The 17,221-nt window shown below is 59.2% G+C and carries 17 protein-coding genes and 1 pseudogene; 7 read left to right on the top strand and 11 right to left on the bottom strand.

Annotation, left to right across the window (positions count from 1 at the left end; genetic code table 11):
* Positions 1-28 precede the first annotated feature (28 nt).
* Together ilvN and PSH65_RS04940 are read right to left on the bottom strand one after the other, a co-directional pair.
* Complete coding sequence (ilvN, locus tag PSH65_RS04945) at positions 29-520, bottom strand: acetolactate synthase small subunit (RefSeq protein ID WP_003176102.1); 492 nt, start codon at positions 518-520, stop codon at positions 29-31.
* Positions 521-522: 2 nt separating this feature from the next.
* Positions 523-2,247 (bottom strand): acetolactate synthase 3 large subunit, encoded by a 1,725-nt coding sequence (locus PSH65_RS04940; RefSeq protein WP_123497228.1) that lies wholly within the window; start codon positions 2,245-2,247, stop codon positions 523-525.
* Between the two features lie 401 nt (positions 2,248-2,648).
* Here PSH65_RS04940 and PSH65_RS04935 point away from each other — a divergent pair, with 401 nt between their 5' ends.
* Entirely contained in the window at positions 2,649-3,071 is a 423-nt protein-coding gene (locus PSH65_RS04935; RefSeq protein ID WP_305425173.1) for a DUF4124 domain-containing protein, read from the top strand.
* Positions 3,072-3,088: 17 nt separating this feature from the next.
* Here PSH65_RS04935 and PSH65_RS04930 read toward each other — a convergent pair whose 3' ends face one another.
* The 3 genes and pseudogenes from PSH65_RS04930 to mrcB form a co-directional block, all read right to left on the bottom strand.
* Positions 3,089-3,424, bottom strand: coding sequence for a YqcC family protein (locus tag PSH65_RS04930; RefSeq protein ID WP_305425172.1), 336 nt, complete (start codon positions 3,422-3,424; stop codon positions 3,089-3,091).
* Positions 3,424-4,158 (bottom strand): M48 family metallopeptidase, encoded by a 735-nt coding sequence (locus tag PSH65_RS04925; protein ID WP_305425171.1) that lies wholly within the window; start codon positions 4,156-4,158, stop codon positions 3,424-3,426. Before PSH65_RS04925 ends, PSH65_RS04930 begins: the two co-directional genes overlap by 1 nt.
* Before the next feature lie 16 nt (positions 4,159-4,174).
* A pseudogene (mrcB, locus tag PSH65_RS04920) lies at positions 4,175-6,499 on the bottom strand (penicillin-binding protein 1B).
* A 118-nt stretch (positions 6,500-6,617) separates the two neighbouring features.
* Between mrcB and PSH65_RS04915 the strand changes: the two are divergent.
* The 3 genes from PSH65_RS04915 to PSH65_RS04905 all read left to right on the top strand — a co-directional run bounded on the left by PSH65_RS04915 (position 6,618) and on the right by PSH65_RS04905 (position 9,127).
* Positions 6,618-8,174: a bifunctional aminoglycoside phosphotransferase/ATP-binding protein gene (locus PSH65_RS04915; RefSeq protein WP_305425170.1), complete on the top strand. Its 1,557-nt coding sequence runs from the start codon at positions 6,618-6,620 to the stop codon at positions 8,172-8,174.
* Positions 8,175-8,265: 91 nt separating this feature from the next.
* Complete coding sequence (locus tag PSH65_RS04910; RefSeq protein ID WP_052967693.1) at positions 8,266-8,610, top strand: pentapeptide repeat-containing protein; 345 nt, start codon at positions 8,266-8,268, stop codon at positions 8,608-8,610.
* 244 nt (positions 8,611-8,854) lie between these two features.
* On the top strand, positions 8,855-9,127 hold the full coding sequence (locus PSH65_RS04905; protein WP_007902045.1) for a TfoX/Sxy family protein: 273 nt from the start codon (positions 8,855-8,857) through the stop codon (positions 9,125-9,127).
* Positions 9,128-9,395: 268 nt separating this feature from the next.
* Here the strand turns inward: PSH65_RS04905 and PSH65_RS04900 are convergent, their stop codons facing one another.
* The 4 genes from PSH65_RS04900 to PSH65_RS04885 are packed head-to-tail and all read right to left on the bottom strand — an operon-like array spanning position 9,396 to position 12,954.
* Complete coding sequence (locus tag PSH65_RS04900; RefSeq protein ID WP_305425169.1) at positions 9,396-10,259, bottom strand: ChaN family lipoprotein; 864 nt, start codon at positions 10,257-10,259, stop codon at positions 9,396-9,398.
* Between the two features lie 21 nt (positions 10,260-10,280).
* Complete coding sequence (locus PSH65_RS04895; RefSeq protein ID WP_305425168.1) at positions 10,281-11,048, bottom strand: heme ABC transporter ATP-binding protein; 768 nt, start codon at positions 11,046-11,048, stop codon at positions 10,281-10,283.
* Positions 11,048-12,031, bottom strand: a complete 984-nt coding sequence (locus PSH65_RS04890; RefSeq protein ID WP_217858697.1) for an iron ABC transporter permease — start codon at positions 12,029-12,031, stop codon at positions 11,048-11,050. The genes PSH65_RS04895 and PSH65_RS04890 overlap by 1 nt, the downstream gene beginning before the upstream one ends.
* Before the next feature lie 50 nt (positions 12,032-12,081).
* Positions 12,082-12,954, bottom strand: a complete 873-nt coding sequence (locus PSH65_RS04885) for a hemin ABC transporter substrate-binding protein (protein ID WP_305425167.1) — start codon at positions 12,952-12,954, stop codon at positions 12,082-12,084.
* A 163-nt stretch (positions 12,955-13,117) separates the two neighbouring features.
* Between PSH65_RS04885 and PSH65_RS04880 the strand changes: the two genes are divergently transcribed.
* Positions 13,118-13,435, top strand: coding sequence for a Rieske (2Fe-2S) protein (locus tag PSH65_RS04880; protein ID WP_305425166.1), 318 nt, complete (start codon positions 13,118-13,120; stop codon positions 13,433-13,435).
* On the opposite strand, the gene sfsA is transcribed toward PSH65_RS04880, so the two are convergent.
* Positions 13,432-14,145 carry a DNA/RNA nuclease SfsA gene (gene sfsA / locus PSH65_RS04875; RefSeq protein WP_305425165.1) on the bottom strand — a complete coding sequence of 238 codons (714 nt, stop codon included), beginning with the start codon at positions 14,143-14,145 and terminating at the stop codon, positions 13,432-13,434. The two genes, PSH65_RS04880 and sfsA, sit on opposite strands and share 4 nt — an antisense overlap.
* Positions 14,145-15,317, bottom strand: coding sequence for a pyridoxal phosphate-dependent aminotransferase (locus tag PSH65_RS04870; RefSeq protein WP_305425163.1), 1,173 nt, complete (start codon positions 15,315-15,317; stop codon positions 14,145-14,147). The genes sfsA and PSH65_RS04870 overlap by 1 nt, the downstream gene beginning before the upstream one ends.
* A gap of 334 nt (positions 15,318-15,651) precedes the next feature.
* On the opposite strand from PSH65_RS04870, the gene dksA reads away from it, so the two are divergent.
* Positions 15,652-16,095 (top strand): RNA polymerase-binding protein DksA, encoded by a 444-nt coding sequence (gene dksA, locus PSH65_RS04865; protein ID WP_030130357.1) that lies wholly within the window; start codon positions 15,652-15,654, stop codon positions 16,093-16,095.
* Positions 16,096-16,302: 207 nt separating this feature from the next.
* Positions 16,303-17,199 carry a tRNA glutamyl-Q(34) synthetase GluQRS gene (gene gluQRS / locus PSH65_RS04860; RefSeq protein ID WP_305426940.1) on the top strand — a complete coding sequence of 299 codons (897 nt, stop codon included), beginning with the start codon at positions 16,303-16,305 and terminating at the stop codon, positions 17,197-17,199.
* The last annotated feature ends 22 nt before the right edge of the window (positions 17,200-17,221 follow it).

Here is a 17,221-nt window from a genome sequence, read left to right as displayed (position 1 = left end):
GGCCGTTCAGGCCATTCGCTAATTTGGTTTAGATGCTCAGTACTTTGTCGCCGCGGGCAATCCCGGTGACGCCACTGCGTACGGTTTCCAGAATCGAGGCAGTGCCGATCGATTGAATGAAGCTGTCGAGCTTATCGCTGGTACCGGTCAATTGAACGGTATACACGCTAGCGCTGACATCAACGATCTGCCCACGATAAATATCGGTGGTGCGCTTGATCTCGGCGCGCTGGGCGCCGGTGGCCTTGACCTTGACCAGCATCAGTTCGCGCTCGATGTGAGCACTCTCCGACAGGTCGACCAGTTTTACCACTTCGATCAGCTTGTTCAGGTTCTTGGTGATTTGCTCGATGACTTCATCATGGCCGACCGTGGTCAACGTCAGACGCGACAGGGTCGGGTCTTCGGTTGGTGCCACGGTCAGGCTTTCGATGTTGTAGTTGCGCTGCGAGAACAGGCCGACTACACGAGACAGAGCGCCCGGTTCGTTTTCCAGAAGCAAGGAAATAATGTGCCGCATGATTAAGTACGCTCCGTCTTGCTCAGCCACATATCGCGCATGGAGCCGTCTTTGATCTGCATCGGGTAGACGTGCTCGCTGGTGTCGACCGAAATATCGATAACCACCAGGCGATCTTTCATGGCGAACGCCTCTTCCATCTTCGACTTCAAATCTTTCGATTCGGTGATGCGCACGCCAACGTGACCATAGGCCTCGGCCAGCTTGACGAAGTCGGGCAACGATTCCATATAGGAGTGCGAGTGGCGGCTGCCATAACTCATGTCCTGCCACTGGCGCACCATACCCAGTACACCGTTATTCAGAATGACGATCTTCACCGGCAAACCGTATTGCAGGCAGGTCGACAGTTCCTGAATGTTCATCTGGATGCTGCCCTCGCCCGTTACGCAGGCGACGTCATCATCCGGGAAGCTCAGCTTGATGCCCATGGCCGCCGGAAAACCGAAGCCCATGGTGCCCAGGCCACCGGAGTTGATCCAGCGGTTCGGCTTGTTGAAGGTGTAGTACTGCGCGGCGAACATTTGGTGCTGGCCCACATCGGAGGTCACAAAGGCGTCGCCCTTGGTCACTTCGCATAGGGTTTCGATCACGGTCTGCGGCTTGATCACGCTGCCGTCGCCCTTGTCGTAAGGGAACAGGCCGCGGTCACCGCGCCACTCATCGACTTGCTTCCACCAGCTGGCAACGGACTCCTTGTTCGGGGTCTCGCCGATTTCCTTGAGGATCGCGACCATTTCGGTCAGGACACTTTCGACCGGACCGACGATAGGCACGTCTGCCTTGATGGTCTTGGAGATCGAGGCCGGGTCGATGTCGATGTGAATGATCTTGGCATTCGGACAGAACTTGGCCGGGCCGTTGATCACGCGATCGTCGAAGCGCGCGCCGACTGCAAGGATCACATCGGCATGATGCATCGCCAGGTTGGCGGTGTAGCTGCCGTGCATGCCGAGCATGCCAATGAACTGACGGTCGGTGCCAGGGTAGGCACCCAAACCCATCAGGGTATTGGTCACTGGCAGGTTGAGCATCTTCGCCAGTTCGGTCAGCGGCGCGGAGCCACCACCGAGAATCACGCCGCCGCCCGAATACAACACAGGGCGCTTGGCCGCCAGGAGCATTTCGGCTGCCTTGCGGATTTGCCCGGAGTGACCGCGAACGGCCGGGCTGTAGGAACGCAGCTTGGCTTTTTTCGGGAAGATGTATTCGAACTTCTCGGCCGGGTTGGTCATGTCTTTCGGGATATCGACAACGACCGGACCAGGACGACCGGATTGCGCCAGGTAGAACGCTTTCTTCATGACTTCCGGGATTTCCGACGCATGCTTGATCATGAAGCTGTGCTTCACGATCGGCCGGGAGATACCGATCATGTCGGTTTCCTGGAACGCATCGGTGCCCACCATGGTGCTAGGCACCTGGCCGGAAATGATCACCATCGGAATGGAGTCCATGTAGGCCGTGGCAATACCGGTGATGGCGTTGGTTGCGCCCGGGCCGGAAGTTACCAGTACCACACCGGCTTTACCGGTGGCACGGGCATAACCGTCAGCCATATGGGTCGCAGCCTGCTCGTGACGAACCAGGATGTGAGTCACTTCCGGTTCTTTGAACAGGGCATCATAGACATGAAGAAGAGCACCACCCGGGTACCCGTAGATATATTTGACGCCTTCGTCACGCAAAAAGCGGACGAGCATCTCACCGCCAGATAAAAGCTCCACGTTGTTCACCTCTAAAACGCCAGAATACCGCCCACATACAAAGAGGACGGGTCTTAATAGGTTTACTTCTCGGCAGAGCATGAGCGACGGTGGTCGCCGACTACGTCAGCACTGACTGAGCAAGTATTGGGATCGTCCCAAGTGTTGCGGGCCTTTCCCACCCAGCGCGAGGTAACGCGTTGCGGGTGTAACAGGTCGGCGCGGATGTGCGCCTCATGATCTACCGAGTGGGTCTGCTTCTGGCAGTCCCTCTACAGCGGACTTTGGATTCTTCTGTTTCGCCCATCGCAAGTCAAGCCGTCAATGTGCTTTATTCGAACTAAGCGCATGAGAACGCAAGAAAAAACCTTTAAACCGCAACTGTGTTAGCTTCAATTGCGCACTCATGACAAGGAAATGGCATGCGAACGTTCTTCTTCACCGCCGGCTTGTTGATCAGCCTTAGCCCTTTGTGCATGGCGGGTCAGATCTATAAATGGGTCGATGCCCAGGGCGTCACCCATTTCGATGCGCAACCGCCCACAGGCCAGGAGTCCACTCTCGTGGTAACGCCCGCTCCGCCCGTCGGCAAACCGGACACGCCAACGCGCAGCAACGTCATAGGCGATCAACGGGCCATCGACAACAAAGTGAAAAAGCAGGTCGCCGAGCAGCAAGCCCAGCTAAAAATATTCTGCGAGCAGGCTCGAACGAACTTGGCTCAGCTGCAGAATAATCCGCGACTACGAGAGGACGTCGAAGGTGAGATGCGCCGCCTGACCGACCAGCAACGTCAGGAGCGCATCACCGAAGCACAGAAACAGATTGCGAAAAACTGCCAGTAGGTCCTGGCAGTTTCGATTCAGCGAGAGGCGGTGATCAGCAGATCAAACTCTTTGAGCAAGACCTGAAGCTGCCGATCCTTGCCCTGGACGTTGCGGGAGGCGAAGACCATTTCGGCCATCTCCTGAATCCCCGATGCATTGGGCAGCGGCAGATCCTGTTCAAGGATGGTCTTCATCCGCGGCAGGAAAATCCATTGCAGCCATTGCTCGAAATCCAGCGTATCCACCGAAAATGGCTCAACACTGGATAGCGCTTCAGCGGACGGCGGAACTTCGTCCCACCAGCCCTGGACACGCAGTTCGCGTTCGATCAACAGCAACTGCTCGGCAATCTTCGGAAAGCGCGCATCCATCACAGCGAAACCTTGGCCTTCTGACGAGCCAACGCAGCACCGGCGGAGTCACCCTGCTTCTCACGAGCCTGGGCGATCAACTCCCACAGACTGGCCTGAAGGGCTGGACGACCACTGGCGAATGTCAAACCACGACGAGCGAATTGCTCGGCCTGTGCCGCATCGCCTTGGGCCATACGCACCTGGGCCAGACGATAAAGCACTTGCGGCTCACGCGGCGCGACACGCTGGGCGCGCTCGAGACTGGAAGACGCGCCATTAAGGTCGCCGCTGGCCTGTTGCTGCTGGGCAGTGGTCAACAACGCCAGGACCGGGCCGTCCAGTTGCTCATCGGCAGACAGGCTGCCGGAGCTCGCCGAAGGAATCCCGCTCGACGTCGATGGCATGCTGTAGCTGCCCTGATTGATCGGTGCCGACTGGACCGGCGAGGTATCGATCGGCCCCGGAGTGATCGGGCCTGGGGTAATTGGCGAGGTGCTGATCGGTGCCGAGGAAACGGCGCCACCACCCGGCACCATCACCACAACGCCAGTATCACCTTGCGGGATTGCCTGAGTCTGGCCTTGCACAGGACGTTTCACCGTCGACTGCCGGAAACCGCCATTCGCCGAAATCCGTTCGCTGTTGGAGACGGCGGTGCCGGAATCCACAACCGGGATCGAACCACGCTGCACGGTGGAGCAACCACTGAGCAAAGCCACGGCAGTTACCGCCGGAATCAACCACTTGTTCACTTCAAATCCTCTTTGCTTAATTCATCCAGCCCTTGACCCAATCCATCACCGACTCAGCAGGGTTTTCGCCACCGCAAGCGGGACCGGGAGGCGGTTCGCTGCCGCGAATATACGGCATTTGCACGGCGCCTGGGCAGCTGCCTTCAGAACCTTGCCCGGTACGCGAGTCGACCCAGGCCTGAACAATGTTGTCCGGCTGCGGCATGTCCAGCGGCAACGGATCGGCCTTGCGCATGAAACTGGTCCAGACCTGCAACGCACCGGTAGCACCGGTGAATGGCGTCTTGCCGTTATCATCGCGCCCCAGCCAGACCACTGCCAGCAGATCCTGACTGAAACCGGCGAACCAGCTGTCCCGCGAATCGTTACTGGTGCCGGTCTTGCCGGCGAGGGTCAGGGTTTTCGGCAACACGTTATAAACCGAACTGCCGGTGCCTTCACGCATGACCCGTTGCATGGCGTTCTGAACCAGGTAAATGGACGCCGGATCGAATTGCTGCTGAATCTGGAACGGATAACGCTTGAGCGGCTCGCCCTCGGCAGTCAGTACGCTGCGAATCCCGCGCATCGGCGTGTTGAACCCGCCATTGGCCAGCGTCTGGTACATGGTCGCCACTTCAATCGGGGTCAAGCCGCCGGCACCCAGCAACATCGACGGAAACGCCGGGAACTCGCGACTCACCCCCAGACGCGCCAGGGTCTTCAAGACATTCGGCACGCCCACCGCCAAGCCGAGACGCGCGGTCGACAGGTTGTAGGAATGCGCCAACCCTTGATACAGGAACACCGTGCCGTGGGAACGGCGATCATAGTTCTGTGGTTTCCAGACCTGACCGTCCGCGCCTTTGACCGAGAAGTAGTCGTCCGACAGCCAACTGGTCAGCGTGTACTGGCTCGGCTTCTCAAGGGCTGTCAGATAAACCGCTGGTTTGATCAACGAGCCGATCGGTCGTACCGCGTCCAGCGCCCGGTTGAAACCGGCAAAACCCGCCTGACGGCTGCCGATCATCGCCTGGACTTCTCCGGTTTCCGGGTTGGTCACGACCATGGCCGCCTCAACCTCATCGGAACCCTTGCGCCCGGCCAGGCGCTTGAACGTATCGTTGACCGACGCTTCGGCTTTCATCTGCAGGATCGGGTCGAAACTGGTAAAAATCCGCAGTCCCTCTTCGGTCAAGTCTTCGTCGCGGTAGTCTTCGCGCAACTGACGTTTAACCAGGTCGAGGAAGCCCGGGAACGAGCTATCGGCCAACTTGCCGCGAGTGGTCACACCCAGTGGCATTTTCTTCGCCGCCTGAACCTGCTCGGCGGTGGCAACGCCTTGTTCCCCCAGAACATCGAGCACCAGATTGCGCCGCTCCAGCGCCCGCTCAGGGTTGCGACGCGGATTGTAATAGGACGGCCCCTTGACCATGCCCACCAACAAAGCGACTTGATGCAGTTTCAGCTCGGACAATGGCTGTCCGAAGAAGAACTGGCTGGCCAGGCCGAAACCGTGCACCGCGCGCTGACCATCCTGGCCGACGAACACTTCATTGAGGTAAGCCTCAAGAATTTCGCGCTTGTCATAATGCAGCTCAAGCAACATCGCCATCATGGCTTCGGTGAGCTTACGGGTCAGGCTGCGTTCGCTGGTGAGATAGAAGTTCTTGACCAACTGTTGCGTCAGCGTACTGCCGCCCTGGGTCATCTTGCCGCCCGAGGTATTGACGTAGATGGCTCGGACAATCGACTTCGGCGACACGCCCCAGTGGCCGTAGAAGTCCCGGTCTTCTACGGCAATCAGGGTTTCGAGCAGATACGGCGGAACCTGATCGATTTTGATCAGGATGCGGTCTTCAAGGTTTTTCGGATAAATCCCGCCAATCAGCAGCGGTTCCAGTCGCACCACAGAAAGCTTCGAACCGTTGGTCGCCGAAAGCTCGGCCACGTAATCGCCGGAGAAGCGCACACGCACGGGCTGGGCCTGCTCCATGCCTTCATAGAACTGGAAGCCTCGGGTATTCAAGTCGACGATATTGCCATTGACTGCCGCCGCGCCGGGCGGGGCCGTTGCTGACGGCTTCGCGTCGGTAACCCAAGGCATCGAGCTCGGTGAGGAAGTCTTCCTTGCTCAGCTTCTGGCCAGTGAACAGCTCAAGCGGGCGCGCGTACACCTTGGCCGGGATGGTCCAGCGCTTGCCAGAGAACTTCTCCTGGACCACGGCGTCGAGGTAAACCGCGAACCCGGCGAGCACCACAAGGCCGACCAGGCTGAGTTTAAGGGCCCAGCCCAGCCAGGGGCGCATGCCCTTGGAAGGTGGTTTTTTGGGGGTGTGCGGGGGGATCGAGTACGAGTCATGGCGGCGGATTATACGCACTTTATTCATACTCAACAGAAGCCCGCTGAGGTTTGCGTCGGGCGGACTTGCGGCCATAATGGCGGCCTTGAATTTTCCCCAGACTCTGAAGGATCGCCTGTGAGCCAGTCCCTGATCGCTGCCCTGCAAAACCCGGCCCTCTACCCGCATCCCGTAGAAGGGTTTCAGGTCATCGAAACCCATATTTCCTGGGTGCTGCTCACCGGCCCCTACGCTTATAAAGTGAAGAAGCCAGTGAATTTCGGCTTCCTCGACTTCACCAACCTCGAGGCTCGCGAGCATTTCTGCGCTGAAGAGCTGCGCCTGAACCAGCGCCTGACCCATGATTTGTATCTTGAAGTGTTGCCGATCACTGGCAGCGCCGAGGCACCGCAACTGGGCGGCGAAGGTCCAGTCGTCGATTACGCCCTGAAAATGCGTCAGTTCCCACAAAGCCAATTGCTCAGCACCTTGCAAGCCAACGGCGAATTGACCACCACGCACATCGACGAGATGGCCGCGCAGATTGCTCAATTCCACCTCAGCGCCCCGAAAGTGCCTGCCGAACACGAAGCCGGCACGCCGGACAGCGTCATGGCGCCGGTACGGCAGAACTTCGAACAGATCCGTCCGTTCCTCAGCGACAAGGCCGATCTGCTGCAACTCGATGCACTGCAAGCCTGGGCCGAAAGCAGCTTCGAACGCCTCAAGCCGCTGTTCGCCCAGCGCAAGGCCGACGGTTTCATTCGTGAATGCCACGGTGACATTCACTTGGGCAACGCCACCGTGATCGACGGCAACGTGGTGATCTTCGACTGCATCGAGTTCAACGAACCGTTCCGCTTCACCGACGTTTACGCCGACACCGGCTTCCTGGCAATGGACCTGGAAGACCGTGGCCTGAAGAGCCTGGCGCGTCGTTTCATCAGCCAATACCTGGAACTGACCGGCGACTATCAGGGCCTTGAGCTGCTGAATTTCTACAAAGCCTACCGCGCACTGGTTCGCGCCAAGGTCAGCCTGTTCAGCATGCCGGCCGAGGCCGATCCGGTGCAGCGCGCCACCACCCTGCGTCAGTACCGCAACTACGCCAACCTGGCGGAAAGCTACAGCACCATTCCTTCGCGCTTCCTGGCGATTACCCACGGTGTTTCCGCCGTCGGCAAGAGTCACGTGGCCATGCGCCTGGTGGAAGCGCTGGGCGCCATTCGTTTGCGTTCCGATGTCGAGCGCAAGCGTATGTTCGGCGAACAAACCGTACCGAACGACCTGCAGGCCGGCATTTATAGTGCCGACGCCAACGCCGCTACTTACAGCCGTCTGCATGAAATTGCCGGGGTAATTTTGCATGCCGGTTTCCCGGTGGTGATCGATGCCACGTACCTCAAGCGCGACCAGCGCGACGGCGCGGCGAAAATCGCCGAAGCCACGGGTGCGCCGTTCCTGATCCTCGATTGCGACGCGCCGCAAGCGGTGATTGAAAGCTGGTTGAAGCAACGTCAGGCAGACAATAACGATCCGTCCGACGCAAACCTGACCGTTATCGCCGCCCAGCAAGCCAGCCGCGAGGCCCTGACGCCGGCAGAAATTCTGTGCAGCAAACGCGTCCAGACCAATGAAAGTGGCACGCTCGATACCGTCGTTGCGCAGATTCGCCAACGCCTGCCAGGCCTGTAAAAAACTATTTCAACCGTGAAGCCCTCACCGGCTTCACGGCTGTCAAATAGTGGCACTATACTGGCGTCATAAAACCATCAGGTGATGCGACATGAGCCAGCCGAAACTTCTCGACACCCCGCTTTACGCCTTGCTGCACAAAGACGACATTACAGGCTTTAATAATGAACGCCCGAAAGATGGACCTATCGACATGGTCGGTGGCGACTTTCGTGGTCTCGATCTGCGTGAACTGAACGCCGACGGCGTCGACTTCACAGATGCCTATTTCCGCTCTGCCGACTTGCGCGGCATCGACTTTCGCAACTCGTCCCTGGAAGGGGCGAGCCTGGCCCACGCGCAGATATCCGGCGCCTACTTTCCGCCAGAGCTGAGTGCCGATGAGATTCTGATGTCGATGAATTTCGGTACGCGACTGCGTTATCGCACCCGCTAAAAGCGACGTTTCTACCAGGTCCGGCGCCCCTGCTTTGCGCTGGACTCTGTACTTTTTTTCTACCCTGAAACTCAATCCTCCGCCCGTCTACCGACTGCACTCGCAGCCTTTTCACGCCGCTTCTTGAGCCCGTTTCTTAGAAGCTTTTGCGTCGAAACCGACCAAACAATCACGCTTTTCCTACTGATGGCTACACTGCTGAGAGGCTCGCCCACGCACCGTTCGGCTGTCGCAAGGAGGCTTGATGAATGATGAACTGCAACACCTGAAAAATCTTGGCAAGACGTCGGCGCAATGGCTGCATGCCGTGGGCATCCACAGTGCATCGGACTTGCGTCGGCTGGGAGCTGTGGATGCTTATCGGGCCGTGCGCACGCGCGGTTTTCGGGCTTCCAAGGTGTTGTTGTATGCGATCGAAGGCGCACTGATGGATGTTCACTGGAACGACATTCCCGCCGAACGTAAGGAAGCCTTGAACAAACAACTGGACGCCATCTCGTCACGCCACAAGATTTGAACGGGTAATTACGCTTACGCACACAGCCTGAAGACCAATGATTGCAGGGCCCTCACCAAGGGAACTGGTGAGATTCACAGAAATCAAGAATCAGCGGTTGACTTGGTAATGAGAATCGCTATGATTATCACAACTGGTCGCGAGACTGGTCGATATTCTGAAAAGCCCTTGGTTCGGACTCTCAGATTATCTCCTCATCAGGCTAATCACGGTTATTTGACCCGGCTCTTGCCGGGTCTTTTTTTGCCTGTGGAAAACTCGCCAGGTTTTACTGCCCTGACTGCTTGCCGAACTGTCTACGCATTTGCGCGCAGTAATCCTGCGGTGGCGTGGCGGGCGTATACCAGACGTAATCGGCCATGGCCGGCGTGATCTCAGCGCCCTGCTCTGCCAGCATCAATACCGTTGGCGCCTCGTGCTCACTTAAATCCTGCACATGGATCGGCACCCCGACATCCTTGCGTGCGTGGTACGCGCCGGCAAACAGCAGTGAAGGCGTCGGTGCGGCCATTAATCGCCCGGCCATCCGCCGGTCACGTTGCTGCTGGACGGCCAGCATCGCGGGCATTTGCGATGTGGGCAGCAAGCCGCAGTGAGAATCGCTGATTTGTGCCAGCAACGTCTCTTTAACCATCGGGGCATTGGAGCGCGAACCGCTCAATGTCGGCGGTTTGCCATAGACAGTACGGACTTCAAGCGTATCCAGATTGGCCGCCAGCAACGGGTACGGCTGAGTCAGGGCAAAACCAACGATCGGCCCATACAGATTCCAGTCCCAACCCGGTTGCCAGGCCAATGCATTGGGCAAGTCAGTTGGTAGCGGTGAAGAGTGCCTAGCGTGATCGACGCGCACTTGTTGATCTGGCGTGAGCATTTCCAGCAGCAGACTGCCTTGGGGCCGCTGATCACCCAGCGCCTGTAACAACCACAATTGCAGTTGATGGTGATCACGGTTGTCATGCTGCTCGCCGATGATCAACCGCGAAGGCTTGGCTAACCGTACAAGCAATTCCTGCGCTGTCAGGGTTTGACCGCTGCGCAGTTCCCGGATCTCGCCACTGACCGGCGGCGGCACCGATACATGCTGACAGGCACTCAGTAACAGCACAGCCAGTATCACCATCACACGCATGTTTTCACCTCGATGAAATGCTCAGCGGGCGATGATCAGCGGATGCCCACGCTCCGGGTGCGGCTGCACCAGTACTTCCAGCCCGAACACAGCCTTAAGCGGTTCCGGGCGCAGCACCTGCTCCGGAGTGTCCAGTGCCACCGGACGCCCACCTTCGAGCAGTAACAGGCGATCACAATAGCGTGCCGCCAGATTCAGATCATGCAGGATCACCAGCACCGCAGCGCCACGATCAGCGAACTCGCGCACCGCTTGCAGAGTAGTGTGTTGATGCAGCGGGTCGAGCATCGATGTCGGTTCATCGAGCAACAACGTTTGCCCCGCCTCCCCCGGCCACAGTTGCGCCAGCACCCGTGCCAGATGCACCCGCTGACGCTCGCCGCCGGACAATGCCAGATAGCTGCGGCCACTCAGGTGCCGCGCATCCGCCGCGTGCAGCGCGGCGGCGACGATCTCGTCATCCCGGACCCGGCCGCTTTGATAAGGCAGACGGCCCATGCCGACCACGTCTTCGACGCGAAAGGCAAAGTCCAGGGTCGACACCTGTGGCAACACCGCCAAACGCTGGGCTCGCTGCGCCCCGGCCCAATGACTCAGCTCGCGCTCATCAAGCCAGACACTGCCGTGGTCGGCATGCAATTCACCGCACAAGGCGCCGAGTAAGGTGCTTTTACCGGCACCGTTGGGGCCCAACACGCCGAGGACTTCGCCCGGCTTGAGTTCAAGGGTGATGTCCGTGAGAACAATCTTTCGACCGCGCCGGATTTGCAGATTCTGCGTTCGCAACATCAAGCACGCCCTCTGACCAGTAGATACAGAAAGAACGGTGCGCCGATGAAGGCTGTGACGATCCCGATCGGCAACTCGGCTGGTGCCAGGGCCAGTCGCGCCACCAGATCGGCGAACAGCAAGAGACTGGCCCCTGCCAATACCGACGCCGGCAACAACACCCGATGATCGGGACCGGCCAGCAGCCGTACCAGATGCGGCACCACCAGGCCGACAAACCCGATCATCCCTGCTGCCGCTACCGCCGCACCGACGCCCAGCGCCGTGCAAAACACCAGTTCGCGCTTGAGGCCTTCGACGTCGATACCCAGGTGACCGGCTTCCGACTCCCCCAGCAACAATGCATTCAAGGCCTTCGCTCGACGCGGCAACCATAGCGCCACACCGGTGCTCACCAGCAGCAACGGCCAAAGTCGCGAATAACTGGCGCCGTTCAGGCTACCCAGGTTCCAGAACGTCAGGGTGCGCAGGGTCGCGTCATCCGCCAGATAGGTGAATAACCCTACCGCCGAACCGGCCAGGGCAGTCAATGCAATACCGGCCAGCAACATGGTGGCGACGTTGGTCTGGCCATTGCGTCTCCCCAATCGATAGACCAGCGCCGTTACACCCAGCCCACCGAGAAACGCGCACACCGACAACAGATAAGGCCCGAAGGATTCAGGCAGACCGCCGAACACCGAACCGCCGACAATCGCGATGGCTGCGCCCAATGCCGCACCACTGGAGACCCCGACCAATCCCGGATCGGCCAGAGGGTTGCGAAACAAGCCCTGCATCGCCACGCCGGACAGCGCCAGCACGCCGCCCACTGCCAAGCCCAGCAAGGTTCGTGGCAAGCGAATCTGCCCGAGGATCAGCTCGGCCTGCTCCAACCCGTCGGGCGCGATGGGTAAACCAATCAGTCGCAACGCCGCGCGCAAGGTGTCGAACAACGGCAAGCTCACCGGCCCCAACGCCAGCGACAACCAGATCGCCAGCAAGCAAAGCAGGCTCAGGCCAATGAATAATGCACGGGGTTTAACCAGAAGGATCATTGGCCGGACGTACCAGGATAGAACGCGTCAGACAGCTTGGTCAGACTTTCCGGCAACCTTGGCCCCAGCCCCCCCACCAACAAAGTCGGGTCCAGCTCCATGACTCGCCCGTCCTTGGCCGCTCGGGTGGACGAGAGGATCGGATTCTCCTTGAACAACGCCGCACGCGCCGCATCGCCCGTCAGTGCTCGGTCGGCAAATACCAGCACTTCGGGATTGAGACTGGCCAGGGACTCGACAGAAAACGGTTTGTAGCCAGTATGGGTTGCCAGATTGTGGCCACCGGCGTGTTGCAGCAACCAATCGGCGGCGGTGTCTTTACCGGCAATCAACGGTTTTCCGCCCGCGTGCCCCAACAGCAGCAATACGCCCGGTGCTTTGTGTTTGAGTTGTGCCTGACTGACCCGGGCTTGTTGCTGATCGAGTTGCTGTTGATAAGTCAGAAACACTTGCGAAGCCCGATCTTCAGCCCCCAGCAATTTGCCCAGATGCTGCAAATTGCCCCGCAATGTCACCAAATCTGGCTGGGCCGAGAACAGTTCGACCTGAACGCCCGCGCTGCGAATCTGTGAAAGTACCGGTGGCGGCCCCATTTCTTCGGTGCCCACCAGGATCTGCGGGCGCAGACTCAGAACCCCCTCTGCCGAGAGTTGCCGTTGATAGCCGATGCTCGGCAGAGCCTTCAGCGATTCGGGGTGCTGACTGGTGGTATCGACACCCACCAGTTTCGACTCACCACCCAGTGCACTGACCCATTCCGACAAGGCACCACCAGCACTGACCCAACGTTGCGGCAACTCGGCTGCCGAGGCTTGGTGACTGATGAACAGTCCGACACAGAGCACAGCAACTCGGGTACTCAGGCGCATAAACAGCTTCCTTTAAAGGTTTTCCCGGGCATCGAGAGGACAGGCCAAGTATCCTCGGCATCCGGCAATCGCCCTGTGGGTGAGCGGCCATTTGATAATTGTTTGCATTTGAACGTCAAGCTTGGACATATCTGGTCACGAGCTGCGGGACTTGAGGATAGACATGAAGCTTCTTTGCACAGGCGCCGAATTGGCTGACGCCAGCAGTCGCGGTTTCGACGTCGACGGTCAGAAGCTTCTGGCCGTGCGCCGGGGCGGTCGGGTGTACGTGTATGAAAATCGCTGCCCGCACCGAGGCGTCGGACTGGAATGGAAGCCCGACCAGTTTCTCGACCCCAGCAACAGCCTGATCCAGTGCGCCACTCACGGCGCACTGTTTCTGATCGAAGACGGCGAATGCGTTGCCGGCCCATGCGCCGGGCAATCCCTGACCATCATCCCCTGCCGCGAAGACGAGCAAGGGATCTGGGTCACGCTTTAACCGTTCAACAAAACATCCAGCCGCCTATCCACCACCATCTCTTCGTGGGTCAAGTGCACGCCATACGCCAGCACTTCGACCCCACATGCCACCGCTTCACGTAACGCCGCCGCGTAGGCCGAATCGATTTCTTCAGCAGGACGCACGGAGTCGATGCCGGTCAGGTTCACGCAATACAACTGCACGGCACGAATCCCGTCCCGGGCCAAATGCGCCAACTCCCGCAAATGCTTGGCCCCGCGCTGGGTCACCGCATCGGGAAACGCCGCCACCAACGAGCCATCGAAGCCCAGGGTAACGCTTTTGACTTCTACATACGCTGGCCCGCTCGGGTAATCGAGACGGAAATCGATGCGACTGCTTTCCTGACCGTAGGCCACTTCGCGCTTCAGTTCGGTAAAGCCGTTCAGCTCGGTGATGACATTGGCCCGCAACGCCTCCTCGATCAAACCGTTGGCGCGCCCGGTGTTTACGCAGAACAACCGTCCCTGCGGGGTTTCCCCGACTTCCCAGGTGCCGGGCAACTTACGTTTGGGGTCGTTGGAACGACTGAACCAGACCTGTCCGCCTTCGACCTGGCAATTAAGCATCGAACCGGTGTTAGGACAGTGAATGGTCAGCAACTCGCCGCTAACGGTTTCGATATCGGCAAGAAAACGTTTGTAGCGACGAATCAAGCGACCTTCTTCGAGGGGAGGATAAAAACGCATCAGCCTTGCCAGCTCCGCAATCCGCGAGCGATGCGCTCAACCGCTTCCTGCAAACGTGGAAGACTTTGGGTGTAGGCAAACCGCACATGATGCCCGGCCTGATAACGCCCGAAATCCAGGCCCGGAGTGATCGCGACATGCTCGGTTTCGAGGAAATGCCGGCAGAATGCGAAGGCATCGCCGCCGAACTTGCTGATATCGGCGTACAAGTAGAACGCGCCTTCCGGCTCCACGGCGATACCGAAGCCCAACTCCCTCAGGGCCGGCAGCAGGAAATCACGACGTCGGCCGAACTCGGCGCGGCGCTCTTCGAAAATCTGGATGGTGGCGGGTTCGAAGCAGGCCAATGCGGCGTGCTGGGCCATGCTCGGCGCACTGATGTAGAGGTTTTGGGCGAGCTTCTCCAGCTCACCGACCGCCGCCTCAGGTGCTACCAGCCAACCGAGGCGCCAGCCGGTCATGCCGAAATACTTGGAAAAACTATTGAGGACGAAGGCGCTGTTATCGACTTCCAGCACGCTGGCCGCATCCGTGCCGTACGTCAGGCCATGGTAGATCTCGTCGACCACCAAATGGCCGTGACGGGCCTTGATCGCTGCAGAGAGCCCGGCCAACTCGTCGCGAGTCAGGATGGTCCCGGTCGGATTGGCCGGAGATGCCACCAGGGCGCCGACGCTGTCGTGATCCCAGTGACGTGCGACCAGGTCAGGGGTCAGCTGATAACGCACGTCCGGGCCGACCGGCACCAGTTGCGCCGCGCCTTCCACCAGCCGCAGGAAGTGCCGGTTGCACGGATAACCCGGATCGGCGAGCAGCCAATGCTTGCCTGGGTCAACCAGCAAGGCGCTGGCCAACAGCAACGCCCCTGAACCGCCGGGGGTGATGAGGATGCGCTGCGGATCGATGTTCAGCCCATAACGCTGCTGATAAAACCCTGAAATGGCTTCACGCAGCTCGGGAATGCCGCGAGCAGCGGTGTAACGGGTCTTCCCCGCCGTCAGCGCGGCCTGGCCGGCCTGGATGATCGGCTCGGCGGTGGTGAAGTCCGGCTCGCCGATTTCCAGGTGGATCACGTCGTGGCCGGCCGCTTGCAGCTCGTTGGCCCGCGCCAGCAGGGCCATGACGTGAAACGGTTCGATAGCGCGACTGCGCGCACTGTAGGACAGAGCCATTAGCCTTCCTTACAACGGGGAAAAGAATCGATTCTACCCAAGCGCAGGAACGAGCGAGAACCTAAAGCGGTCAGAGCCCATATAACGCTGGTCTCAAACAGTTCAAGCGTATGCTCCAGGTTTGACTAAAATCAATAATTGATCAGGTCTCCAGAGCCACCAGGCAAGGCTTTGCAATCTTTTGCAAGGCCCACGGGCCGCGGGCTCGACATCCGGGAGTAGCGCGGCCCGATTTGATCTGGTAAGTTCGCCCGCTTGCAGCCGCAGGGCCGGCAGGTGTCGGTGATGGAGCAATCCTGCGCAATGGATTACAAGAGTAGAGGCGGTCCATTTCATGCCCACCCAAGCAAAGCAACAACAGAACCAGTCGATCAGCGGCTTCGAACCCTACAAAGAAGTGAAGGGCGAAGAGTACATGGGCAAGCCCATGCGCGCTCACTTCACCAAGATCCTGAACAAGTGGAAACAGGACTTGATGCAGGAAGTCGACCGTACTGTTGATCACATGAAAGACGAAGCGGCCAACTTCCCTGATCCGGCAGATCGTGCCAGCCAGGAAGAGGAATTCAGCCTCGAATTGCGCGCCCGCGACCGAGAGCGCAAGCTGATCAAGAAAATCGACAAAACCCTGCAATTGATCGAAGACGAAGAATACGGCTGGTGCGAGTCCTGCGGCGTCGAAATCGGCGTCAAGCGACTGGAAGCCCGCCCTACCGCCGACATGTGCGTTGACTGCAAGACCCTGGCGGAAATCAAGGAAAAGCAAGTCGGCAAGTAACTCTTTGCGACTTGAACGAAGAACGGAGCGTGCGAACGCTCCGTTTTTTGTTTCTGACATTGCTGATTTGTTGCGTTTTTAAAATCGCCTTCGCGAGCAAGCTTCACTCCTACAAAAGGCTGGCGCAATTTCCTGTAGGAGCTGAGCTTGCTCGCGAAGGCGGCTTCAAGCCATGCTCAAAACGATGAACAGCCTGACGTCACCCTTATGACCACCATCGCCTCCCCCGCCTACATCGGGCGTTTCGCCCCTACGCCCAGTGGCCACTTGCATTTCGGTTCGCTGGTCGCAGCGCTGGCCTCCTACCTCGACGCCCGTTCGGTCGGCGGCCGCTGGCTGGTGCGCATGGAGGATCTCGACCCGCCGCGCGAAGAACCCGGCGCTCAGACAGCGATCCTCAAAGCGTTGGAAAGTTACGGTTTCGAGTGGGATGGCGATATGGTCCGACAGAGCGAACGGCACGCTGCCTATGACGAAGTCATCAATCGCCTGTTCAATCAGGGCCTGGCCTACGCCTGTACTTGTTCGCGAAAACAATTGGAGCCGTATCACGGCATCTATCCCGGTTTCTGCCGCAACGCGGGGCACGGCACCGAGAACGCGGCGATTCGCCTGCGCGTACCGGAACTGGAATACCACTTCATCGACCGGGTGCAGGGCGAATTCCGTCAACATCTCGGTCGGGAAGTCGGTGATTTCGTGATCCGCCGTCGCGACGGGCTCTACGCCTATCAATTGGCGGTGGTACTGGACGACGCCTGGCAAGGCATCACCGATATCGTGCGCGGCGCCGATTTGCTGGATTCCACGCCACGCCAGCTCTATCTGCAAGAACTGCTGGGCCTGCCGCAACCGCGCTATCTGCACATCCCGCTGATTACCCAGCCGGACGGCCACAAACTCGGCAAATCCTATCGCTCGCCGCCGCTGGCCGAAGATCAGGCCACGCCGCTGTTGCTGCGCGCACTGCGGGCACTGGGGCACAAGCCTGCGACCGAGCTGAATGACGCCACGCCACGGGAAGTGCAGAACTGGGGCATTGTCCACTGGGATGCATCGCTGATCCCGCGCACACTGACATTGCCCGAAGCGCAACTGCAGTGATGCCACTTGCAGTGGCGCGCCC

The sequence above is a fragment of the Pseudomonas sp. FP603 genome (assembly GCF_030687415.1).
GTDB classification, from domain to species: domain Bacteria; phylum Pseudomonadota; class Gammaproteobacteria; order Pseudomonadales; family Pseudomonadaceae; genus Aquipseudomonas; species Aquipseudomonas wuhanensis.
Note: the sequence above shows the minus strand (reverse complement) of the source record. Positions and strands in the feature narration are given on the sequence as shown.

Coding starts and splice junctions, on each gene's coding strand:
- gluQRS (WP_305426940.1), top strand. CDS start 16,303: ATGACCACCATCGCCTCCCCCGCCTACATCGGGCGTTTCGCCCCTACG.
- PSH65_RS04885 (WP_305425167.1), bottom strand. CDS start 12,954: ATGCGCCTGAGTACCCGAGTTGCTGTGCTCTGTGTCGGACTGTTCATC.
- PSH65_RS04895 (WP_305425168.1), bottom strand. CDS start 11,048: ATGTTGCGAACGCAGAATCTGCAAATCCGGCGCGGTCGAAAGATTGTT.
- PSH65_RS04935 (WP_305425173.1), top strand. CDS start 2,649: ATGCGAACGTTCTTCTTCACCGCCGGCTTGTTGATCAGCCTTAGCCCT.
- dksA (WP_030130357.1), top strand. CDS start 15,652: ATGCCCACCCAAGCAAAGCAACAACAGAACCAGTCGATCAGCGGCTTC.
- PSH65_RS04910 (WP_052967693.1), top strand. CDS start 8,266: ATGAGCCAGCCGAAACTTCTCGACACCCCGCTTTACGCCTTGCTGCAC.
- PSH65_RS04900 (WP_305425169.1), bottom strand. CDS start 10,259: ATGCGTGTGATGGTGATACTGGCTGTGCTGTTACTGAGTGCCTGTCAG.
- PSH65_RS04930 (WP_305425172.1), bottom strand. CDS start 3,424: ATGGATGCGCGCTTTCCGAAGATTGCCGAGCAGTTGCTGTTGATCGAA.
- ilvN (WP_003176102.1), bottom strand. CDS start 520: ATGCGGCACATTATTTCCTTGCTTCTGGAAAACGAACCGGGCGCTCTG.
- PSH65_RS04870 (WP_305425163.1), bottom strand. CDS start 15,317: ATGGCTCTGTCCTACAGTGCGCGCAGTCGCGCTATCGAACCGTTTCAC.
- PSH65_RS04880 (WP_305425166.1), top strand. CDS start 13,118: ATGAAGCTTCTTTGCACAGGCGCCGAATTGGCTGACGCCAGCAGTCGC.
- PSH65_RS04905 (WP_007902045.1), top strand. CDS start 8,855: ATGAATGATGAACTGCAACACCTGAAAAATCTTGGCAAGACGTCGGCG.
- sfsA (WP_305425165.1), bottom strand. CDS start 14,145: ATGCGTTTTTATCCTCCCCTCGAAGAAGGTCGCTTGATTCGTCGCTAC.